Source organism: Flavobacterium sp. T12S277, from assembly GCF_048514875.1.
GTDB lineage: Bacteria > Bacteroidota > Bacteroidia > Flavobacteriales > Flavobacteriaceae > Flavobacterium.
In genome coordinates this window covers 268358-290125 of sequence record NZ_JBLYEG010000002.1, presented here as the reverse complement: position 1 = coordinate 290125, position 21768 = coordinate 268358, and the positions used below count along the sequence as shown (strand labels likewise).

22 protein-coding genes are annotated in these 21768 nt (G+C 36.9%); 12 read left to right on the top strand and 10 right to left on the bottom strand.

What is annotated here, in order from left to right:
- Window positions 1–110 precede the first annotated feature (110 nt).
- The 7 genes from hemF to hemA form a co-directional block, all read right to left on the bottom strand.
- Entirely contained in the window at window positions 111–1022 is a 912-nt protein-coding gene (hemF, locus tag ACN1CN_RS05485; RefSeq protein ID WP_419134925.1) for an oxygen-dependent coproporphyrinogen oxidase, read from the bottom strand.
- Window positions 1012–1563 carry a GNAT family N-acetyltransferase gene (locus ACN1CN_RS05480; protein WP_419134924.1) on the bottom strand — a complete coding sequence of 184 codons (552 nt, stop codon included), beginning with the start codon at window positions 1561–1563 and terminating at the stop codon, window positions 1012–1014. Before ACN1CN_RS05480 ends, hemF begins: the two co-directional genes overlap by 11 nt.
- Window positions 1563–1943, bottom strand: coding sequence for a hypothetical protein (locus tag ACN1CN_RS05475; protein ID WP_291286569.1), 381 nt, complete (start codon window positions 1941–1943; stop codon window positions 1563–1565). The genes ACN1CN_RS05480 and ACN1CN_RS05475 overlap by 1 nt, the downstream gene beginning before the upstream one ends.
- Window positions 1944–2042: 99 nt before the next feature.
- The gene (gene hemE, locus ACN1CN_RS05470) at window positions 2043–3068 is read right to left on the bottom strand and encodes a uroporphyrinogen decarboxylase (protein WP_264525758.1); all 1026 of its coding nucleotides are present in this window, start codon (window positions 3066–3068) and stop codon (window positions 2043–2045) included.
- Between the two features lie 58 nt (window positions 3069–3126).
- On the bottom strand, window positions 3127–3792 hold the full coding sequence (locus ACN1CN_RS05465; protein ID WP_419134923.1) for a uroporphyrinogen-III synthase: 666 nt from the start codon (window positions 3790–3792) through the stop codon (window positions 3127–3129).
- The gene (gene hemC, locus ACN1CN_RS05460; RefSeq protein WP_419134922.1) at window positions 3792–4715 is read right to left on the bottom strand and encodes a hydroxymethylbilane synthase; all 924 of its coding nucleotides are present in this window, start codon (window positions 4713–4715) and stop codon (window positions 3792–3794) included. Before hemC ends, ACN1CN_RS05465 begins: the two co-directional genes overlap by 1 nt.
- 198 nt (window positions 4716–4913) lie before the next feature.
- Window positions 4914–6164, bottom strand: a complete 1251-nt coding sequence (gene hemA / locus ACN1CN_RS05455; RefSeq protein WP_419134921.1) for a glutamyl-tRNA reductase — start codon at window positions 6162–6164, stop codon at window positions 4914–4916.
- Window positions 6165–6391: 227 nt separating this feature from the next.
- On the opposite strand from hemA, the gene ACN1CN_RS05450 reads away from it, so the two are divergent.
- The 7 genes from ACN1CN_RS05450 (at window position 6392) to ACN1CN_RS05420 (ending at window position 12479) form a co-directional block, all read left to right on the top strand.
- Window positions 6392–7264 (top strand): AraC family transcriptional regulator, encoded by an 873-nt coding sequence (locus tag ACN1CN_RS05450; RefSeq protein ID WP_173964474.1) that lies wholly within the window; start codon window positions 6392–6394, stop codon window positions 7262–7264.
- A 209-nt stretch (window positions 7265–7473) separates the two neighbouring features.
- The gene (hemH, locus tag ACN1CN_RS05445) at window positions 7474–8487 is read left to right on the top strand and encodes a ferrochelatase (RefSeq protein WP_264525753.1); all 1014 of its coding nucleotides are present in this window, start codon (window positions 7474–7476) and stop codon (window positions 8485–8487) included.
- 72 nt (window positions 8488–8559) lie between these two features.
- The gene (locus ACN1CN_RS05440; protein WP_291286619.1) at window positions 8560–9108 is read left to right on the top strand and encodes a CopD family protein; all 549 of its coding nucleotides are present in this window, start codon (window positions 8560–8562) and stop codon (window positions 9106–9108) included.
- A gap of 118 nt (window positions 9109–9226) precedes the next feature.
- Complete coding sequence (locus ACN1CN_RS05435; RefSeq protein ID WP_264526368.1) at window positions 9227–10642, top strand: ATP-binding protein; 1416 nt, start codon at window positions 9227–9229, stop codon at window positions 10640–10642.
- Window positions 10643–10652: 10 nt separating this feature from the next.
- Complete coding sequence (locus ACN1CN_RS05430) at window positions 10653–11435, top strand: enoyl-CoA hydratase/isomerase family protein (RefSeq protein WP_264525752.1); 783 nt, start codon at window positions 10653–10655, stop codon at window positions 11433–11435.
- A 146-nt stretch (window positions 11436–11581) separates the two neighbouring features.
- A complete protein-coding gene (locus ACN1CN_RS05425; protein ID WP_419134920.1) occupies window positions 11582–11980 on the top strand; it encodes a hypothetical protein in 399 nt (132 codons plus the stop codon).
- A 10-nt stretch (window positions 11981–11990) separates the two neighbouring features.
- Window positions 11991–12479 (top strand): DinB family protein, encoded by a 489-nt coding sequence (locus ACN1CN_RS05420; RefSeq protein WP_419134919.1) that lies wholly within the window; start codon window positions 11991–11993, stop codon window positions 12477–12479.
- Between the two features lie 593 nt (window positions 12480–13072).
- Here the strand turns inward: ACN1CN_RS05420 and ACN1CN_RS05415 are convergent.
- The 3 genes from ACN1CN_RS05415 to ACN1CN_RS05405 form a co-directional block, all read right to left on the bottom strand.
- A complete protein-coding gene (locus tag ACN1CN_RS05415; RefSeq protein ID WP_264525749.1) occupies window positions 13073–13726 on the bottom strand; it encodes a metal-dependent transcriptional regulator in 654 nt (217 codons plus the stop codon).
- A 99-nt stretch (window positions 13727–13825) separates the two neighbouring features.
- Complete coding sequence (locus ACN1CN_RS05410; RefSeq protein WP_291286575.1) at window positions 13826–15694, bottom strand: Nramp family divalent metal transporter; 1869 nt, start codon at window positions 15692–15694, stop codon at window positions 13826–13828.
- Window positions 15695–15768: 74 nt separating this feature from the next.
- Window positions 15769–16161 (bottom strand): Fur family transcriptional regulator, encoded by a 393-nt coding sequence (locus tag ACN1CN_RS05405; protein WP_419134918.1) that lies wholly within the window; start codon window positions 16159–16161, stop codon window positions 15769–15771.
- 94 nt (window positions 16162–16255) lie between these two features.
- Here ACN1CN_RS05405 and ACN1CN_RS05400 point away from each other — a divergent pair, with 94 nt between their 5' ends.
- From ACN1CN_RS05400 to ACN1CN_RS05380, 5 genes are all read left to right on the top strand, one after another.
- Window positions 16256–16603: a MerC domain-containing protein gene (locus tag ACN1CN_RS05400; protein WP_264525746.1), complete on the top strand. Its 348-nt coding sequence runs from the start codon at window positions 16256–16258 to the stop codon at window positions 16601–16603.
- Between the two features lie 2 nt (window positions 16604–16605).
- Window positions 16606–17811: a GTP-binding protein gene (locus tag ACN1CN_RS05395; protein ID WP_419134917.1), complete on the top strand. Its 1206-nt coding sequence runs from the start codon at window positions 16606–16608 to the stop codon at window positions 17809–17811.
- Between the two features lie 12 nt (window positions 17812–17823).
- Window positions 17824–18735: an NAD(P)/FAD-dependent oxidoreductase gene (locus tag ACN1CN_RS05390; RefSeq protein WP_419134916.1), complete on the top strand. Its 912-nt coding sequence runs from the start codon at window positions 17824–17826 to the stop codon at window positions 18733–18735.
- Between the two features lie 266 nt (window positions 18736–19001).
- Entirely contained in the window at window positions 19002–21263 is a 2262-nt protein-coding gene (locus ACN1CN_RS05385) for a TonB-dependent receptor (RefSeq protein ID WP_419134915.1), read from the top strand.
- Window positions 21264–21293: 30 nt separating this feature from the next.
- A complete protein-coding gene (locus tag ACN1CN_RS05380) occupies window positions 21294–21758 on the top strand; it encodes a thioredoxin family protein (protein WP_419134914.1) in 465 nt (154 codons plus the stop codon).
- The last annotated feature ends 10 nt before the right edge of the window (window positions 21759–21768 follow it).

The window sequence follows — 21768 nt, the reverse complement described above, 5'->3', positions numbered from 1 at the left end:
TGCATTATGTGTCACTCCTCCGGAGTTTAAAAACTAAATCTACAAAAAATATATAAACGCTTTATTTTTTGAGCGAAATTATTTACAATTTAAAAAAAGTTACAGAAAAACTATTGTGCTAAAATCCAATCAACAGGATTTTCTAACACCTGAATCAATTTTTCCTCAACACTTCCTGCTGCGGCATGGTGATCGTAAACCCATTGCACATGTGGGGGCAAACTCATTAAAATACTTTCAATTCTTCCGTTGGTTTTTAAACCGAACAAGGTGCCTTTGTCGTGCACTAAATTGAATTCGACATATCGACCTCGACGAATTTCCTGCCAGTTCCTGTTTTCTGCGGTATAGTCCAGATTTTTTCTTCTTTCTACGATCGGAACATAAGCTTCGAGGAAACTATTACCCACTTCGGTTACAAAATTGTACCAGTCTTCCATAGACATTGTTTCATTTGCTTTGCAATAGTCAAAGAACAAACCACCAATACCACGGGCTTCGTTGCGGTGTGCATTCCAGAAATAAGCATCACATTGTTTTTTATACTTCGGATAAAATTCGGGATTGTGTTTGTCACAGGCTGTTTTGCAGGTTTGATGAAAATGAATAGCATCTTCTTCAAACAAATAGTAAGGCGTTAAATCCTGACCACCACCAAACCACTGCTCGATTACTTTTCCGGTTTCATCGTACATTTCAAAATAACGCCAATTGGCATGAACCGTTGGAGTCATTGGGTTTTTGGGATGAAGGACTAAACTTAATCCACAAGCAAAGAAATCGGCCTCGCCTACCTTAAACATTTTTTGCATGGCTTCCGGTAGTTTTCCGTGAACGGCCGAAATGTTGACACCACCTTTTTCGAAAACGGCACCACTTTCAATAACACGTGTTCTTCCACCACCACCTTCCGGGCGTTTCCAAAGATCTTCACGAAATTTTGCAGTTCCGTCAACAGCTTCTAAACCATTGCAAATCTGATCCTGTAACTTTTGTATGTAAGCGTAAAATTTATCTTTCATGAGTATTGTATTCTGATTTGAGTAATCCAAAGCACACAACATCTTCTAGTGTTCCGTCGCTGTTTTTGAATTCTTCTCTTAATATTCCTTCTTGTTTAAAATGATGTTTTAAAGCAATCTGCTGACTCGCTACGTTGATTTTTGAAGTACAAATAAATACTTTATTCATGTTTAAAGTATTGAAGCAATAAGCTAAGGTTTCAGAAACTACTTTAGATGTAATTCCTTTTCCCTGATAATCTTCATCAACAAAATAGCCCAATTCGCATTTTGAAATCCGATTATCGATGCTTTTTATACACAAATAACCAATTAAAGTATTGGTTTTGTTGTCTCTTGGATAAAAAAAGTATCCTTCTTTATGATTTTCTTTATCCTGATTATAGGCAATAAACTGTTTTGTTTTTTCAAGATCAGTACAGTAGGAAAGGGTAACGGGAAACGTTTTTTGAATGTGGTTTTTATTCTTTTCGATGAGGGTGTAAAATTCCTCAGGAAGAATATCGGCAATCGTATCTATTTTCCAATCTGTAAAAACCATTATGATTTGTTTTTGGCCGAAGCGATTTTAGTATTTATTCCAAAGGAAAAAACCTTGCTTTCTTGCTGGATATACTGATAAATGGCCAGTGCTTTTCCTAAAAAGTCAAATTGTTTTTCTTGCGATAAACCCATCAAAAGATCTGCAAATTGCTCCTGTTGATCCCAGTCTAAATGACAGCGTTGTAACAGGATAATCAAATCTTCTTCAGGAATTTCAATGGTTCTTTCTAAACTTAAGCCAAATCCTTTTAGTTGTTCGTCGATGAGACTTATATCTTCAGCATTCCAAAACTTAGGAACAAAAATTAAGGCACGCAACGTTTTTAGAGTATTTTCTATTCTGATGCTTTCTTCGTCTCTGAGTCCTTTGTTGAGCATGTTTTATTGAGTTTTCGGTCGCAGTATTCAGTCGCAGTCTTCAGTCACAGTTTTCAGTTTGTGGGTAGTTATCTGAAAACTGTGACTGCCAACTGAAAACTAGTTCCCGTATTCTTTAACCGCGTCAATAAACGCTTTAGCGTGATCTACAGGAATATTTGGTAAAATTCCGTGACCTAAATTTACGATATATTTGTCTTTTCCAAATTCGTCGATCATTTCATGAACCATTTTTTTGATGGTTGGAATTGGAGAAAGCAATCTTGAAGGATCAAAATTACCTTGTAAAGTAATGTTTCCACCCGATAAATAACGAGCGTTTCTTGGCGTACAAGTCCAGTCTACACCAAGTGCGGAAGCTTTACTTTTACCCATTTCGCCTAAGGCAAACCAACATCCTTTTCCGAAAACGATAACTGGAGTAACTTCTGCCAAAGCATCTACAATCTGGTTGATGTATTTCCATGAGAATTCCTGATAATCAACCGGAGAAAGCATTCCTCCCCATGAATCAAAGATCTGAACGGCATCAACTCCCGATTTTACTTTTTCTTTTAAGTATAGAATTGTGGTATCTGTAATTTTTTGTAATAAAGTGTGCGCTGCTACCGGATTTGAAAAACAGAATCCTTTTGCAGTATCAAAACTTTTAGAACCTTTTCCTTCAACGGCATAACAGAAAATGGTCCATGGTGAACCGGCGAAACCAATTAGTGGTACTTCGTCGTTCAGCATTTCTTTAGTCAATTTAATAGCATCAAAGACATAACCTAAAGTTTCGTTTACATCCGGAACAATAACCTGATTGACTTGTTCCATTGTACGGATCGGATCAGGAATAATTGGGCCTAAATTATCTTTCAATTCTACGTGAATTCCCATCGCGCGCGGAACAACCAAAATATCAGAGAATAGAATCGCAGCATCCGGAGCAATTCTACGGATGGGCTGAACAGTGATTTCGGCAGCCAGTTCAGGAGTTTCACATCTGGTGAAAAAATCATATTTATCACGTAAAGCTCTAAATTCCGGTAAATATCTTCCGGCTTGACGCATCATCCAAACTGGTGGACGTTGAACAGTTTCTCCTTTTAGTGCTTTTAAAAATAGGTCGTTTTTTAACATAAGGTTTATATTTTAAACCCGACAGGTTTTTAAAACCTGTCGGGTTTGTTTATTGTTGTTATTTATATTCTTGTAAAACATCTTCAAGGACATCTTCAACCGTTGGCTGATCTGCAATTATGATGTTTTTGGTAATTTTATGTAAAGCTTCAGCAGTGGTTTCTCCAATGCAAAAGCAGGTTTCCTTTTTAATAGTATTCTCTTTCAGATAACTTTCAACGCCAGAAGGACTATAGAATAAAATTGCATCAACAGCGGTTTTTATTTTCTGAGGTGTCAATGAAGTATCATAAACCTGAATTTCATTGAATTTTATCTCAGCTTCTTTTAATGCCTTTGGTAAAGTTTCTCTACGCAGGTTTCCACTAAAAAAAGTATAGCTTTCACTGCGATAAATTAAAGTAATGATTTCAGCTAAATCTGCAGCATATCCGGTGTAAGCGACAACATTGAATCCGCTTTCAGACAAAAGGATTTTCGTTTTTAATCCGACACAAAATACATTTTTACTTTTCAGTTCTTCCAATTTTGGATGCGATAGGATACTGTGAACCGCATTCTGACTCGTAAAGATTAAATTATCGTTGAGGTCTTTTATTTCGAAAGGTTTATTCTCTGTTTGAATAAAATCGGCCTCAATAACTTCAAGATTAGCGGTTGTTAACGCTTGCTTTTGTTCAGTTGAGAGCTTTTTTGTAGATAATATTTGAATTGATTTACTCATTACTTCTTCAAAGATTCTTTAATAGCCTGCATCAATTCAGTTCCTCCATTGTTCAGGATTTCCTGAGCAGCAAAGAAACCTAGTTTTTTCCACTCTCCAATTTCAACGGTTTTGTTGATTTCCAGTTTTTGTTTTCCGTCAACCGAAAGTAAAACTCCCTGAAAGTGAAGTGTATCCTCGTCTTCGTTATAACGAACCAAAGCTCCGATTGGTGCTGTACAGCCTCCCTCCAAAGTTCTTAAAAACTGACGTTCAATATAGGTACAAATCTCCGTTTCAATATCGTTTAATTGCGACAAAGCCTCTAAAGCATAATTGTCATTCTCCATCGCCACAACCATCATTGCTCCTTGTGCCGGCGCGGGAATCATCCAGTCTAAATCGATAAAATTTTCTGGTTTTAAGTTGATGCGCTCCAAACCTGCAGCGGCAAAAACAGCACCGTCCCAATTGTTGTCCTGCAGTTTTTGCATACGGGTATTTACATTTCCGCGTAAATCGACAACAGTGTGATTCGGATATTTGTTGAACCATTGTGCCTGACGACGCAGACTTCCGGTTGCAATTGTACTTGGATTAGCAAAATCAGGATTTCCCTTATGAACTAAAATATCAAGAACATTGGCTCTTTCTAAAACTGCCGCCTGAACAATACCTTTTGGTAAAGCAGTCGGTACATCTTTCATCGAATGAACAGCAATATCTATATCGCCATTAATCATGGCAACATCTAAAGTTTTGGTAAATATTCCTGTGATTCCAAGTTCGTAAAGAGGTTTGTCAAGAATAATATCACCTGTAGATTTTACAGCTATAATCTCGGTTTTATACCCAAGATCGTTTAGTTTTTTCTCGACAGTATGTGCCTGCCAAAGTGCTAATTCGCTATCGCGAGTTCCAATTCTGATTGTTTTTTCTGCCATTTTTGTTTTTTAAATCAAACTCAATAGTTAAGATGATTTGATTATTATTTCTTAAACACATAGAGGCATAGATTAAAAAATGTAGAAAGTCATTTCATTTGTTAATAAACCTCATAGCTATGTGAAAAAATCCAGATTTTCTAATCTTGACTTTATGTTCTCGAATCTATAATAACTATGTTTCTATGTGTTTAAGAATTAAGATGCTTTTATTTTGAAGACTTTTTCGATCCATTCGATGCTTTCATCGACCATGGTATCATCGTCTTTTAAGTGATTGGCAAAATGAGTAGTGATTTTCTGAATGATTCGGTTACTGATAATTTCAGCCTGTTCTTCATTGAAATCAGCAATTTTTCTGCTTTGAAAATCTAATTCCGAGTTTTTAATCGCATTTAGTTTCTCTTTTAAAGCATTAATGGTAGGGGCGAATTTGCGGCCTTTTGTCCAGGTAATAAATTCTTCTTTAACTTCTTCAATAATAGCTTCGGCAGCAGGAATATGAAGTTTTCTGTTTTCTAGCGTTTCATCCGTCAATTGCGACAAATAATCCATATGAATCAAAGTCACACCTTCTAATTCCTCCACATTTTCATTAACGTTTTTCGGAATGGATAAATCTAAAATCAATAAAGGTTTTTTAAGATTCAGGATTGCTTTGTCTACTGTTGGATTCTGAGCACCAGTTGCAACAACTACCACATCAGCTTTTTGAAGTTCAAGATGTAATTCGGAATAATCTTTAACAATCAGATTTAGTTTTCCGGCTAGTTTCTCTGCCTTGTCTTTGGTACGATTGATTAAGGTGATGTGCTCATTTTTAGTATGTTTTACTAAATTTTCGCAAGTATTTCGGCCTATTTTTCCCGTTCCGAAAAGCAGAATATTTTTGTTTCCAATATCTTCTACATTTTTAAGAATGTATTGTACCGATGCAAAAGAAACCGAAGTGGCTCCGGAACTGATTTCTGTTTCGTTCTTGATTTTTTTACTTGCCTGAATTACGGCGTTTACCAGTCTTTCCAAGAAAGCATTAGCTAAACCAAATGATTTGGAATGGGTAAAACTGGTTTTGATTTGAGAAATAATCTCAAAGTCACCTAAGATCTGACTGTCTAAGCCAGTTCCTACGCGAAACATATGATTAATTGCTTCCTGATTTTTATAAACGAATCCTACTTTTTGAAAAGCATCAACAGATCCGTTACTATTATCGCAAATTAATTTTATTAATTGAAAAGGATGTTCTGCAAAACCGTAAATCTCGGTTCTGTTGCAGGTCGAAGTGACAATTAAACTTTCTATTCCCTCATTTTTAGCTTGTTCAAGCAAACGTGTTTTAGCAACTGCATCCAAACTAAATTGACCTCTGACCTCAGCATCAGCTTTTTTATAACTCAGACCAACTGAATAAAAATAAAGGTGTTTCGGTACGTTATTGTTTTCCATAAATTCACTTTCATAAAAGTGCAACAAAATTATCATTATAGTGTTTACAAAAGTAACGCTAAAAGTACTTTTTGTATCGCTACATGTTTTTTTGTTTCTAAACAACTGTTTTTATGCAAAAAGAAGTATTTTTGTAGCAAAATCAAGTTGTTAGAATTGTTTTGTTTAGAGTGATTCTAAATAACATTTTCCATTTAGGCTAATTTTTGTTTCAAAAAAATATCGCTATGAGTTCTCAGGAAATTATAAAAATCGAAGATGACTTTACGCTGATCCGTTTTCAAAACGACAGTTCAGAGCTCTTTTTGGGGCAGCATGAAGTAGGTAGTGGTCTGATACAGTTCCATTTCGGAATAAAAGGCAATGCTAAATTTTTATTCAATCAGGGTAGTTATGCTTTAGAATTGAAGGAAGAAAAATCGTTGCTTTTGTACAATCCGCAGAAAGAATTGCCATTGAATTTAGAACTTTCTCCAAATTCGTGGGTGATTTCAGTAATCGTATCGATCAAAAAATTTCACGCGTTGTTTTCTGCCGAAGCAGATTATATTACTTTTTTAAGTCCTGATAATAAGGACAAAAAATATTATAACGAAGGAAATATTAGTCCCTCTATGGCTATTGTACTGAGTCAGCTGTTTCATTACAACCTGCATCCATCTATAAAAAACCTTTATTACAAAGGAAAAGGATATGAATTACTCAGCCTGTATTTTAACCGAACCGAAGATCCAAATGCAGAACAATGTCCGTTTTTGATTGATGAAGATAACGTTTTAAAAATAAGACGAGCCAAAGAAATTATCATTGCAAATATGGCTGAACCTCCGGGTTTACAAGAACTGGCCGATGAAATTGGTTTGAATCTGAAGAAACTAAAAATGGGTTTCAAACAAATCTATGGCGATACGGTTTATGGATTTCTGTTTGATTATAAAATGGATTTCGCCCGAAAACTGCTCGACAGCGGTTCGTATAACGTAAATGAGGTAGGATTAAAAATTGGTTACAGCACAGGGAGTCATTTTATAGCGGCATTCAAGAAAAAATTTGCCACCACTCCCAAAAAATACCTGATGTCGATTAATGCGAATGTATAGGTTTTTTCTGTGAGTTTCACAAAATCAACTCAGATAGAACCTGTCAGATCGGTATAGTACTATTCAATAGATCGATTTTCGATATCTTACAATAAACAAAAAGTAATAATTATCATATTTCTAAAAAGTTGCAAGTCCTACTTTTGACGAAAATTTTAAAAACAAATAAAAAGCTTAAAGCCTAGCGCTTAAAGCCTAAAGCAAAAAACATGAAAGGCGTATTATTAGTAAACTTAGGATCTCCGGAAAGCCCAGAACCAAAAGATGTAAAACCATACTTAGACGAATTTTTAATGGATAAATACGTGATTGATGTTCCGTATTTATTAAGAGCTTTGTTGGTTCGTGGTATTATTTTAAGAAAAAGACCAGAGGAATCAGCACATGCTTATGCGAAAATATGGTGGGATGAGGGTTCTCCTTTGGTTGTACTTTCTGAAAGAATGCAAAAAAAAGTTCAGCCTTTGGTAAATGTACCTGTTGCTTTAGCAATGCGTTACGGAAGCATGACGATCGAAAAAGGACTTCAGGAATTACATGAAAAAGGTGTTACGGAGGTATTGCTTTTCCCTTTATACCCACAATATGCGATGGCTTCGACTTTAACTATTTTAGTAAAGGCAGAAGAAATTCGCAAGAAGAAATTTCCGCAGATGACTTTTACTGATGTTCCTGCGTTTTACAATAAACCGGATTATATCAAGAATCTGGCTGATTCTATTCAGAAACATTTGGTTGGTTTTGATTACGATCATTTATTGTTCTCGTACCACGGAATTCCGGAACGTCATATTCGTAAAACTGATGTGACAAAATCACACTGTAAAATTGACGGATCTTGTTGTAATACACCCTCACCTGCACATGATTTTTGCTACCGTCATCAGTGTTATGAAACAACCAGACAAGTCGTGAAGTTATTAGGGCTTCCTGAAGATAAGTATAGCTTAACTTTTCAGTCACGTTTAGCGGGAGACAAATGGCTGGAGCCTTATACTGATGTTGAAATTGATAAGATGCCAGCAAAAGGAATCAAGAATTTAGCGGTGGTAACACCAGCTTTCGTTTCAGATTGTTTAGAAACTTTAGAGGAAATTGCCATGCGTGCCAAAGAAGATTTTGAAGCAAACGGAGGAGAAGATTTCTTAGCAATTCCGTGTTTGAATGATGATGACGAGTGGTGCCAGACCGTGAGTAACTGGATTAACGATTGGGCTAAATAATATTGGTTTAAGGTTTCAAGTTATAATCAACTTTAGAAGAAACCTTAAACTTGAAACTTGAAACAAATAATAATGGAATATTACAATTACTTAAAATCACTGCATCTTATATTTGTAATCACTTGGTTTGCAGGTTTGTTTTATATAGTGCGTTTGTTTGTATATCAAATTGAAGCCAGCGAAAAACCATCTCCTGAAAAAGAAATTTTGCAGGCACAATACAAAATAATGGCCTATCGTTTGTGGTACATTATTACATGGCCGTCCGCAGTTTTAGCGAGTATTTTTGCTTTTTGGATGCTGTTTTTTACAGATTTAGGAAACGCCTGGCTTAAAATGCCATGGATGCATGTAAAATTGTGTTTTGTTTTTCTGCTGTATCTGTATCATTTGAAATGCCATCAGATTTTTAAACAACTACAGAATGATGAGGTGAAATATTCCAATAACTTCATGCGTTTATGGAATGAAGGCGCTACAATCATACTGTTTGCAGTAGTTTTTTTAGTAGTTTTAAAAAGTGCCATCAACTGGATTTTTGGCGTCATCGGAATCATTTTGTTCTCGGTTTTGATCATGCTGGGATTCCGTTTTTATAAAAGAATTAGAGAGAGAAAATAGTTTTCAGTCGCAGTTTTCAGTTTATGCTGAGACTGAATACTGAGACTGAACACTAAAATATATGTTTAACAACTTCAAAATGTCGATGCTTTCGCTGCGTGTCAGGATTTTCCTTTCGATGATTGTATTGATTGTTGTGGCATCGTTTTTATTGGCTTCTATTTCGATTATTCAGTTTAAAAATGAAGCAAAAGAATACCATCAGGAGCGTCTCGAACGTAAAGAAAATGCAGTAAAAGAACATATTAATTATGTGCTTTCTACCACAACCTATCCTTTAAAAACGGCCAATCTGGATCTGATTTTTAAAGATAAAATACACGAACTGGCTCAGATTCATAAAATCGAAATCAACATTTACAGTCTTGACGGGAAATTACTGAAATCCTCAAAGGAGTCTTTTGCTGTTGATAAAGTAGCGCCACCAATTCCGGAATACATCCTGAAATTAGTGCGGTCTTCGATCGAAAAACGTTTTGTAGACATTAAAACGATTGATGGGGTTAAAAACAGATCTTCTTATAGTTTGATTAAAGACGAAAAGTTCAAGCCACTCGGAATTTTGAATCTCCCATATTTAGAAGACGACGGGTACTACGACAATGAGCTCAATACCTTTTTGATTCGTCTAAGTCAGGTATATTCTTTTATGCTGATTGTCGCTTTTGGACTGGCTTACTTTTTATCCACTTATATCACAAAATCACTTAAAACAATTTCGGATAAACTGGAAGAAACTAATTTAGATCAGAAAAACGAAAAGATTGTTTTAGAAGCGAATAGCAAGGAAGTTAACTTTCTGATCAAGGCTTATAATGGAATGGTCGACAAATTGGAAACCAGTGCCATAAAATTGGCCCAAAGCGAGCGTGAAGAAGCCTGGCGTGAAATGGCAAAACAAGTAGCACACGAAATTAAAAATCCGCTTACGCCGATGCGATTAACGGTGCAGAGTTTTCAACGCAAGTTTGACCCGACCGCGCCGGATGTTAAGCAAAAATTAAACGATTATTCAGAGACCTTAATCCAGCAAATTGACACCATGACAGCTGTGGCTTCTGCATTTTCGAACTTTGCTTCGATGCCGGCACAACAAAACGAAACCTTAAATGTGGTGGAGGTTGTTGAACTTTCGTTAGATATTTTCAATGAAGATTATATTGTTTTTGAAAGCGAGGAGGAAGAAATCATTTCCAAAATGGACCGTACGCAATTGATACGGGTTATCACCAATCTCGTTAAAAATGCCACACAGGCAATTCCGGAGAGTCAGTTTCATAAATCTATTGTAGTAACCGTAAAACGCCGAAACAATAATGTTGAAATTGCGGTAAAAGATAACGGCATCGGAATTCAGAAACAGGATATTAGTAGAATCTTTGAACCAAAGTTTACTACGAAAACGAGCGGGATGGGGCTAGGACTCGGAATTATCAAAAACATTATCGAAAATTACAAAGGAACAATTACCTTTGAATCAACTTACGGAAAAGGAACCACATTCAGGGTTTCTTTACCGATAACAAACTCATAAATTAAGCATCATGAACTACGAAAATCTTTTAATCTCAATTGAAGAAAAAATAGCAACCGTAACCATTAATAGACCTACCAAACTAAATGCATTAAATAAAGCTACGATCAGCGATTTAAGTAAAGCAGTGAAATTGTTAGGTAAAAATGACGATGTTCGTGTTATCATTATCACCGGAAGTGGCGAGAAAGCATTTGTAGCCGGAGCGGATATTTCAGAATTTGCCAATTATAATATTGTTGAAGGAGCACAGCTGGCTGCAGAGGGCCAGGAAACCTTATTTGATCTTATCGAAAATTTAAAGAAACCTGTAATTGCAGCCGTTAATGGTTTTGCTCTTGGTGGCGGATTGGAGCTGGCCATGGCTTGTCATTTTAGAGTAGCTTCAGACAATGCAAAAATGGGATTGCCGGAAGTAACTTTAGGATTGATTCCGGGTTACGGAGGAACACAGCGTTTGCCACAGTTAGTAGGGAAAGGCCGTGCAATGGAAATGATTATGACAGCCGCAATGATTTCTGCAGAAGAGGCTAAGCAGTACGGTTTAGTAAATCACGTAGTACCACAAGCTGAACTTTTAGAATTTACTGGTGGAATCGCTCAGAAAATTATTAAAAATGCACCGTTTGCTATCGCTAAAGCTATAAAATCGATCAATGCGAATTTTGCAGATGGTAAAAATGGTTTTGATACCGAAATAAAATCATTCGGAAAATGTTTCGGAACCCAGGACTTTAAAGAAGGAACAACTGCCTTTTTAGAAAAACGTAAAGCTGAATTTACAGGAAAATAAGTTATTCCACAAAGTTCCACGAAGATAGCACGGAGGTTCACAAAGAAAGGTTATATAAATCTTTGTGCAACTTTGCAATAAAATAATAGACTGAGGTTTTAAGAACTTAGAACCTCAGCATCTCAGAACCTTAGAACCTTAAAAAAATGTACGAACCAATATTTGCCCTTTTTTGTGAACGAGTTAAAGAAAGCATCCAGGCCGGAACTTTCGCAAAATTGACTTTGGCCAAAACAATGGGCGATACCGAGATTAAGAATATTTATTTTCGTTTAGTTTTAAATGAAGACAATACCTTCTCTATTTCATTAACGACTCGTTATAAAACGGAAGAAATTGAAAGCATTCATACGCTGGATGAAGCTTTATTGGTTTTAGGCTCTTATATCAAAAAGCCATTTCTGACCGCACTTTTGTTTACCACAGCCAACGATGTTACTTTCAAAGTAAATAAAAAGAATGCCGGAAGCATCATTGAACAGGAACCTACTTTTAAAAACGCGTCGCCGGCTATGCTGGAGATGATTGAGAAAGGGATTGTTTAAAAAGTAAGTTATGGATGAACTTAGAGGAATATTATGGAGACAATTTGGCGCTGTAATAGACATGCTCGAAAGTTCGATTTTAGTTTGTCCTGAACATTTTTGGGACAAAAAAGATTTTTGGTATTCTGCTTATCACACGATCTTCTGGATGGATTATTATGCATCTGCAGAGCCGGATACATTTTCTCCTCCTAAACCCTTTTCCTTATCAGAATTTGATCTACAAGGAATTTTACCCGAAAGAATCTACCGGAAAGAAGAACTGCTTGACTATTTGGAGTATTCCCGTAAAAAGGTTTTCTATTTAATTAAGGGATTAAACGAAGAGACTTCAAAAGAAAGATTCATTACCTCAAATAAGAACTACAGTCGGATTGAGATGATTTTGTACAACATGAGGCATGTACAGCATCATATTGGCCAGCTAAATTTGCTGCTGAGACAAAATGTTGATGTTGCCGGAAAATGGGTTTCACAAACCGATAAGACATACGGTTGATTCTATCGTTCCTTCGGAACTTTTGCGTTGTCACAATATGTTCCCGTTCCTATGGAACTCTATTGTGTTTTGCATTTTGGGTCACCGGATTAAAATCCGTTGCTATAGTATCTATCGTTCCTCCGGAACTTTCCTGAAGCAATAATTAAAAGAGAGCCATAGGCTCGCCCTTTAATTTTGTAGGGACGGATTTTAATCCGTCCAAAAAATAAATCCCCAGAAGATGGAGAGCCATTGGCTCGGCATGTTTATGGAGATTTTAAAAGTTTTTATGTATTAAGTAACAGCAAGAATCTTTAAAGCAGCTGACGGATTAGCAGCTGTTGATACTATATGTTTCGTTCCTATGGAACTTTACCGTGTTTTGTGTTTTTGGGTCAACGGATTAAAATCCGTTGCTATAGTATCTATCGTTCCTCCGGAACTTTCCTGAAGTAATTATTAAAAGAGAGCCATAGGCTCGCCCTTTTAATTTTGTAGGGACGGATTTTAATCCGTCCAAAAAATAAATCCCCCACAAGATGGAGAGCCATAGGCTCGGCACGTTTATGGAGATCTAAAAAAATCTTTATACATTAAAGAATAAGAAACCTCTAAACTAGCTTTACAAACAAGTTTGAGGCAATTTTATTCGAAATAGACAATTCCTTTCCATCAACCTTAATTTTAACGGATAAATCAAATGATTCTTTTGATAAGAATTCAATTTTCGATCCTAAAGCAATTCCTTGTTTGTCCAGATACTTTAGGAATTCTGAGGAAGTATCTTTTACACCAACGCAAACTCCGGTTTGATGATCCGTTAATTCAGAAAGCAATTGTTTCTCGATTTTAACGATTCGTCCATTAGCATCGGGAATTGGGTCTCCGTGCGGATCTTCGGTAGGATTTCCCAGAAAATCATCCAGACGATTAATCAGCTGCTCCGATTTGATGTGTTCGAGTTGCTCGGCAATATCATGAACTTCATCCCAGGAAAAATTTAGTTTCTCTACTAAAAACACTTCCCACAAGCGGTGTTTTCGAACAATCATTTTGGCGGCTAGTTTCCCGTTTTCGGTCAATGAAACGCCCTGATACTTTTTGTAATTCACTAAATCTTTCTCAGACAACTTTTTAAGCATATCCGTAACTGATGAAGCTTTGGTTTCCATCATTTCGGCAATAGCATTGGTGCTCACTTCAGCATCGTTCGAAGCCGTAAGATGGTATATGGATTTAAGATAGTTTTCTTCTGAAAAAGTCATTTTTTTTTGAGGTTCTAAGGTTCTAAGGTTCTGAGTTGCTAAGTTAAAAGCATCAAAGGGGCAGCCTTAGAAACTTAGCAACTCAGAACCTTAGCGGCTTTATTTAACAATCAACAAAGGTATAGAAATTTTATGTCTCAATTTATCTACGGTTGTGCCAAACAAAATATCTTTTAGGCCGGTGTGGCCGTGGGTTCCCATTACCAGAATGTCGAAGTTGCCAACATTGATGATGTTCGGAATCACACTGTTCGGTTTTCCGAAGCCAAGTTCGGTTTTGATTTTGAAACCTTTTGTGGAAAGCATCTCTTTATACTCCAGTAGTAATTTTTCGTCTATGGTAGTTTCATGATCGTCAACATTACCGCCGTACATCAAAGCTCCAACAGTTTCCACAATGTGAATTAAGGTGTATTGCGCATCGATTCCGCCCAGTTCAAAGGCATTGTTGAGTGCAGCTTCATCGGCCTTAGAAAAATCGACCGTAATGGCTATATTTTTCTTGCCATAACTTTCCTTTGGCGTATAAACTAATTTTAAATGATGTGGGGAATGATTTTCAATGTTTGATTTTATTCGGGTAACAAAAGGTTTGAATACGATATAAAGCAGCAGGGCGAGAAATCCAAAGGCAAGCGGAACAACAGTAAACCAAAGCACCGTTGGATTCTTTGAACTTTCGAGCCATGAAGTGATTTCGTCAAATACCAGTTTAGCATTTAGGGTTACGATAATCGAAGCAATAATCCATGCAGCTACCTGTGTTGTTTTGGAAATATGAAATCCTTTCATTTTGGTTTTATCGCTCACAAAATGAATCAGCGGAATAATCGCAAAACCCAGCTGTAGACTTAAAATAACCTGACTTAAAATCAATAGTTTCCCCGTTACGCTCTCGCCATAAATTAAAATCACTATGACAGCAGGCACGATAGCTATCAATCGTGTTATAATTCTGCGAACCCAAGGCTGGATGCGTAAATTCAGGTAGCCTTCCATTACAATTTGTCCGGCCAGAGTTCCGGTTACGGTAGAGCTTTGCCCGGCAGCAATTAAGGCCACAGCAAATAAAATTGGAGCCCATTTGGTTCCCAATAAAGGTTCCAGAAATTGGTGTGCATCCTGAATTTCGGCTACTTCAAACATTCCGTTTTTGTAAAAGGTCGCCGCTGCCAGAATCAGTATGGCGGCGTTGACAAAAAAGGCAAGGTTTAAGGCGATAGTCGAATCTATAAAGTTGTATTTCAGCGCCTGTTTAATTCCGGCGGGAGTCCTGTCGAATTTTCGGGTTTGTACCAGTGATGAATGAAGGTATAAATTATGAGGCATTACCGTTGCACCAATGATTCCGATAGCGATATACAAAGCAGCAGAACTTGGAATTGAGGGCACTAGGCCATAAATAACCTTATCCAGTTCCGGTTCAGCAAAAATCATTTCGAATATAAACGAAAACCCAATGATCGCTACAAGCACAATAATAAAAGCCTCCATTTTTCGGATTCCTTTGTTGATGAGGAATAACAATAGAAAAGTATCTAATACGGTGATTAAAACGCCTTCAATCAACGGTATGTCAAAAAGAAGATTAATTCCGATCGCCATACCCAGAACTTCGGCAAGATCACAGGCTGCGATGGCAATTTCGGCTAAAAAGTATAAAATGTAATTGATAAATTTAGAATAGGTCTCGCGTGATGCCTGCGCTAAATCGCGCTGTGTCACGATTCCGAGTCTGGCGCTTAAACTCTGAAGGAGTAGTGCCATTAAATTACTCATCAGTAAAACCCAAAGCAAAGAATATCCAAACTGACTACCTCCGGCGATGTCTGTCGCCCAGTTCCCGGGATCCATATACCCTACACTTACGAGGTATGCCGGACCTAAAAACGCTAATATTTTTCTGAAACCTGTTTTTTTATGCTGTGTTGCAACCGATTGATGAACTTCTTCTAAAGATTTGGTCATTGTAAAAATGTTGTTTGAACAAATATAGGGATAAATTATATTCGCACAACAATATTTTTAGACAAGTCTAAAACTTAAATGTTTGAATTCAAACAATTCGGACACAATCCTGACAAGGTGAAGTTTATATCATTTACCTTATAATTGTGCGGAATAATGTAACTCGGTTTTACATTCTCCAGACAGGTTACCTCTAAACATTTTTCACAGCTAAAATGAGCATGATTGTGAATGTGTAATCGTTGCGCATGATGATGGCATTTGGCATACTTTACCGTTCCGTCAAGGTTTACGATTTTATGTACGATATCGTCATTTACTAAGCGGTCTAATATTCTGTAGATGGTCACGCGATCGCATAAATCCTCCGTTAGTTTGTGAATTTCGGTGTGTGACAGGGCTGTCTTCGATTTGTCAAAAATCTCGAGAACGGCTGTCTTTGCTGCTGTATTTCTTGTTGTTTTCATTTTTAGAGCATTAAAAAATATTAACGCAACAATGTTGCATTTAAAATAAAAGTATATATTTGCAACATAATTGCATTAAGCAAATGTACTGAAAATGAAGAAAACAACGACACCTTTTTACGATATATTAGGAATCTCAAGTGCTACCATTTGTCTGGTTCATTGTCTCGTATTTCCGCTTCTTACGATTTTACCTTTGGGTTTAAGTCACAATCCGTTTATCGATTTGATCTTTGCTTCCATAGGTTTGGTTGCAGTTCTCAAAATTATTAAAAAATCAAGTCTTTTAGTCGCGACAGCTTTAATTTTATCGATGTGCCTGATTTGGATCAGCATACTGAGTGAAATTATACTCGACATTCATTTGGATTTGATTTTTATAGGCGGCATCGGAATGATTGTCGGGCATCTTCTGAATTATAGAAACCATAAACACGCTTAACCATGAAAAAATTACCCGTAACCGTATTAAGCGGATTTCTTGGCGCAGGAAAAACGACACTGCTCAATCATATTCTTCACAACAAAGAAGGATTAAAAGTTGCTGTGATTGTTAATGACATGAGTGAAGTTAATATTGATGCGCAACTCGTAAAGAAGGAGCATAGCTTATCGAGAACAGAGGAAAAATTGGTCGAAATGACAAACGGTTGTATTTGCTGTACCCTGCGGGAAGATTTGATGCTTGAAGTCGAAAAACTGGCAAAAGAAAACAGATTTGATTACCTGCTTATTGAAAGTACTGGCATTAGCGAACCCATTCCGGTAGCCCAAACCTTCTCATTTGTGAATGAAGAGGAGAATATTGATTTGTCCAGGTTTAGTTTAATCGATACGATGGTTACTGTTGTGGATAGTTTTAACTTTTTTAAAGATTTTGGTTCCGCTAAAACATTGCAGGAGCAAAACGTATCCAATATTGAAAATGACAATCGAACAATAGTCAATCTTTTGGTAGATCAGGTAGAATTTGCCAATGTTATTATTTTGAACAAAACGGACCTTATTAGTGCTGAATCATTATTGTTTTTAAAAGCTTTTATCCAAAAACTTAATCCGGTGGCGAAAATAATCACTTCGGTTTTAGGAAAAGTAAATCCGAACGAAATTATGAATACAGCACTGTTCAATTATGAAGAGGCCGAAAACTCAGCGGGCTGGATCAGGGAATTGGAAGGAATTCATACGCCGGAAACGGAGGAGTACGGAATTAATTCGTTTGTGTTCAGAGATCCGCGACCTTTTCATCCCAATCGATTATGGAATTTTATTACATCCGATTTTCCTGCCAACATCATTCGCAGTAAAGGACTATTGTGGATGGCCTCCCGACCGGAACAAGCGATAAACTGGAGCCAGTCCGGTGGATCAATGAAAGCCGAAGGAGCTGGAGTTTGGTGGGCAAGTATGCCGCTAAGCGAACGAATGACCTTTAACAATTTTGTTGAATTTCAGGATATTATCGAGGAGCGGTGGACTTCTAATTTTGGTGACAGACTTAATGAACTTGTTTTTATTGGTCAGAAAATAAAGGAAAATGAAATTCTCAGCGAATTGAAAAAGTGCCTTTGTACAGCAGATGAAATTGTAGAGTTTCAGGATGGGTTTTTTCCAAAAAACGATCTTTTTCCAATTCCACGCACTTTTTAAAAATACTAAATCATGATACACAACACGAATTATGAGGTTATAATTATTGGAGGTAGTTATAGCGGGCTTTCGGCAGCAATGAGTTTGGGGCGTTCTTTACGACAGGTTTTGGTGATCGATAGTGGTTTGCCTTGTAACCGACAGACGCCACATTCGCATAATTTTATAACACACGATGGGGAGAAACCCGCAGTTATTTCGGCGAAAGCCAAGGTACAGGTAGACTTTTACGATACCGTTCAGTTTTATAACGGATTGGCAATTAGCGCAATTCAAACGGAAAACGGATTTGAGATCAAAACAGAATCCGGAAAAGTGTTTAGTTCCAAAAAGGTATTATTCGCAACAGGAATAAGAGACCTTCTGCCTAAAATTGATGGTTTTGCCGAGTGTTGGGGAATTTCGATTTTACATTGTCCGTATTGTCATGGCTATGAAGTTAAAAAAGAAAAAACGGCGATCATTGCCAATGGTGATATGGGCTTTGAATATGCGAAACTCATCTCGAACTGGACCACCGATTTAAGAATACTGACGAACGGAAAATCAATCTTTACTTTAGAGCAATCCCGAATTTTACAAGAACATAAAATTCAAATTATAGAAGATGAAATTGTGGCTGTAGAGCAGGAAAATGGATATATTCAGCATATTGGTTTTAAAAATCAATCCAAAATTGAAGTGAAAGCGGTTTACTTTAAGTCGCCTTTCGAACAACATTGTCCGCTACCGGAATCTTTAGGCTGCGAATTGACTGAACAAGGGCTGCTGAAAGTAGATGCACTTCAAAAAACCACAGTTCCGGGAGTTTTTGCCAGTGGCGATTGCCATATTCAGGCAAGATCTGTTGCGATGGCCGTTTCTTCCGGATCTTTCGCCGGGGCATCGATCAATAAAGAACTCATTGACGAATCATTTGTCTGAAATAATTTTCTACTAAACACATAGAGACAGCGTTGGTATAACTTGTCAAAAGGCATTTCATCTTACATGAAGCTATAGAAGCTGTCTCCGTTTGCAAGAACAAAATTTGATTAATCTGCTTTAAAAAGGAAGAGGACTAACTCCGTTTCAATGTCAGTAAAATCCCCGCAAAACATTGAATTGAAGCCTGTTTTAAAGTTTTTGGCTTTAGAAACACTATTTGTCAAATTTAATTTTTAGTTTTGTCTAAATTTAATTTTATAATAATGAAAAAACTATTTTTAATACTGCTTTTGTTTTGTTTACAGTTTTCATTTGCTCAGGAAACTAATTCTGTTTCTGGGGTTATCTCCGCTGACGGCCATCAGGCACAGTTGGCAAATGTGCATTTAGTAGGAACAAAATACAGAACGGTTACGGATAGTTTGGGACATTACAACTTCGAAAAAGTGCCGGTTGGAAATTATACGCTTCAGATTTCGCTGGTAGGCTTTCAGACTTTAAAAAAGAAAATTGACGTTCTGAAGGATGTTGCTCCATCGTATGATTTCGAATTGGACGATACAGACAATCAGTTGAACGAAGTGGTTGTTTCGGGAACCTTAAAAGCGGTAAAACGTCTGGAAAGTGCCGTTCCCGTTGAGGTTTATTCGCCTGTTTTTTTTAAGAAGAATCCAACACCCAGTATTTATGAAGCACTTCAGAATATAAACGGAGTCAGGCCACAGCTGAATTGCGGGGTTTGTAATACCGGTGACATCCATATCAATGGTTTGGAAGGGCCTTATACTTTGGTTTTAATCGACGGGATGCCCATAGTCAGCAGTCTTTCTACAGTTTATGGTTTGTCTGGAATTCCGAATTCTTTGGTAGAAAGAATAGAAATTGTAAAAGGTCCGGCTTCCTCTCTTTACGGAAGTGAGGCCGTTGGAGGGCTAATCAATATTATTACTAAAAACCCAACGAATGCTCCGGTTTTTTCTGCCGATTATTTCACCACTACCTATTTTGAAAACAATCTCGATTTAGGAATGAAGTTTAATGCCGGAAAAAAAGCGACTTCACTTTTAGGGGTTAATTATTTCAACTACGATCAGGTTATCGATAAAGACAAAGATAATTTTACGGATGTGACACTTTCTAAAAGGATTTCGGTATTTAATAAGTGGAGTTTTCATCGCAATAACAATCGTCTTTTTACCATCGCAGCACGTGGTATGTATGAAGATCGCTGGGGTGGCGACGTTCGTTGGGAGAAAAAATACCGTGGAGGTGATGAAATTTACGGTGAAAGTATTTATACCAAAAGAGGAGAATTAATAGGAAGTTATCAATTGCCTTTTGAAGAGAAACTGATGCTTTCGTTCTCCGGAAACGTGCATTATCAGGACAGTCGCTATGGAACGACCTCGTATATAGCGAATCAAAAAATAGGTTTCCTGCAATTAACCTGGGATAAAAAAATAGGAGCAAATGATTTCCTTGCCGGAATTGCCACTCGATATTCGTATTACAACGACAATACACCGGCAACAAAAGAAGCCGAAAGCACCTGGTTGCCGGGAATTTTTGTTCAAGATGAGATCACGTTTTCTCCAAAGAGTCAGGTTTTACTGGGAGCGCGATACGATTACAACTCCATTCACGGTTCTATCTTTACACCCAGATTTGCCTATCGTTTTAAAGCAAATGATAATACCATCTTCCGATTAAATGCCGGCACCGGATTTAGGGTTGTAAATTTGTTTACAGAAGATCATGCTGCCCTGACAGGATCACGCGATGTCGTGCTTCAGAATGATTTAAAACCAGAGAAATCCGTCAACGTAAATTTGAATTATATTCAGAAAATAAACTTTGACAGCGGTGTTTTTATCGGAATTGAAACAACCGCTTTTTATACCCGTTTCAGCAATAAAATCATTTCAGATTATGAAACCGATCCCAATAAAATCATTTACGATAATATTGATGGTTATGCTATCAGTCAGGGAATCAGTACGAATGTCGATGTTAATTTCACCAATAGTTTAAAGTTTATTCTCGGAGCGACTGTTTTAGATAACAAAAACGTTCAGGATGGAATTTCGCAAAGACCTTTTTTAACCGAAAGATTTACCGGAACCTGGAGCGTATCCTATAAAATTGAACCCTGGAATTTACTGTTGGATTATACCGGAAATGTTTACAGCCCGATGAAACTGCCTTTATTGAACGAATACGATCCGAGAAATCCAAACTCACCCTGGTACAGCATTCAAAACATTCAGTTTAGTTATTTAGGCTGGAAGAATTTCGAGCTATACGGAGGAGTAAAAAACCTATTGAATTTTACTCCAAAGCAGAATAATCCGTTTTTGATTTCGAGAACCAATGATCCGTTTGATAAAAATGTGCAGTACGATTCGGCAGGTAAAGTACTGGTTACGCCAGACAATCCGTACGGTTTGACTTTTGATACCACTTATGTTTACGGGCAAAATCAAACGATTCGCGGCTTTTTGGGACTGCGATATACTTTTAGGTAAGTTTATAATCTGTGGCAAAAAAACAAAACAATGAAAAAGCTGTTTTTACTTATTCTCTTCTTCGGAATCACTTCAACAGGATTTTGCCAGCTGAAAGGCAGTACTTTTGAAGAAGTAGATCGTTTGCAGCAAATTCAAAAACGGAAAATCATTGTTTTTATTCATACCGATTGGTGCCAGTATTGCCAAAGAATGAAATCGACAACCTTCAAAAATCAGGAAATCATCGATATGCTCAATTCCGATTTCTATTTCATCGATTTTAATGCCGAAGAAAAACGAGACATTACTTTTAATAATCAGATTTTTAAATACAAACCAACGGGAAATAATGTAGGTGTTCATGAACTGGCTTTACAGCTTGGGACACTAAAGGAACAGATTGTATATCCGGTTTTATGTGTTTTGAATGAGAAGAATGAGATCGTTCTACAATACAGTAATTACCTTAATCCTACCGATTTTAAAGTGATTTTAGAAAAGCTGCAAGAATAAAATTTCTTAT